1 protein-coding gene is annotated in these 898 nt (G+C 44.3%); it reads left to right on the top strand.

Going from position 1 to position 898, the window contains the following annotated elements:
* Nucleotides 1-63: 63 nt before the first annotated feature.
* On the top strand, nucleotides 64-898 hold an 835-nt coding region (locus tag A3729_RS20220; protein ID WP_068634212.1), incomplete at its 3' end, for an NAD-dependent epimerase/dehydratase family protein.

Genomic DNA, 898 nt, shown 5'->3' with positions numbered 1-898 from the left:
GGTTAAATCAGCCATCAATGGCTTGATTGCAAAAGGATTGAATGAAAGGGAGGCAATATTCGAATGAGTTCTCGTACAAACACTAGCAAAACAATCAGCAAGAAAAAAGCTGAGCACAAGAAAAACGTTCTTGTTACAGGCGCTGCCGGCGCCTTAGCCCAGCAAGTCATTAATCGACTTCGTGATGAATACCAAATTGCTGCTGTAGATTTCCGTAAAATCACCTATCACAGCGACGACATTCCAAGTTATAAAGTCGATTTCAATAAACGCGTTTTTGAAGACCTGTTTAAGCATCATGACTTTGATAGCGTTATTCACCTCGGACGTATTTCTTCTGCAGAAGAAACACGGATGAGACGTTATAATGCCAATGTTCTTGGCACACAAAAGCTTTTGGACTTAAGTCATAAATACGGGATCAGCAATGTTATTGTGCTATCAACCTATCACGTTTATGGGTCATCACCCTATAACCCGGCACTGATTGATGAAACTGCCCCGCTAAAAGCAGCTGAGCTAACAATGGACCTGGTAGATTCCGTCGAGCTTGAAAGCCTAGCTAATATCTACCTATGGCGCTATCCTGACTTGAACATTACGATTCTAAGGCCCTGTAACATTGTCGGCCCTGGCGTACGAAATACCATCAGCAACTTACTTTCAAGTAAATACGCACCGGTACTGATGGGATTCTCTCCAATCATGCAGTTCATACATATAGATGATATGGCCGATGCCGTTACGCTAGCGCATAAGCAGCGAAAGCGCGGTGTCTACAATGTTTCGACAAATGACTGGGTTGCCTACCAAGACGCGCTGGAACTTTGTGAGTGTACACCCATACCCATTCCATCTATCCCGCCCGTGTTGCCTCGTGCCATTACAGGCTTTCTGA

This window comes from Oleiphilus sp. HI0043 (assembly GCF_001634935.1).
Note: the sequence above shows the minus strand (reverse complement) of the source record. Positions and strands in the feature narration are given on the sequence as shown.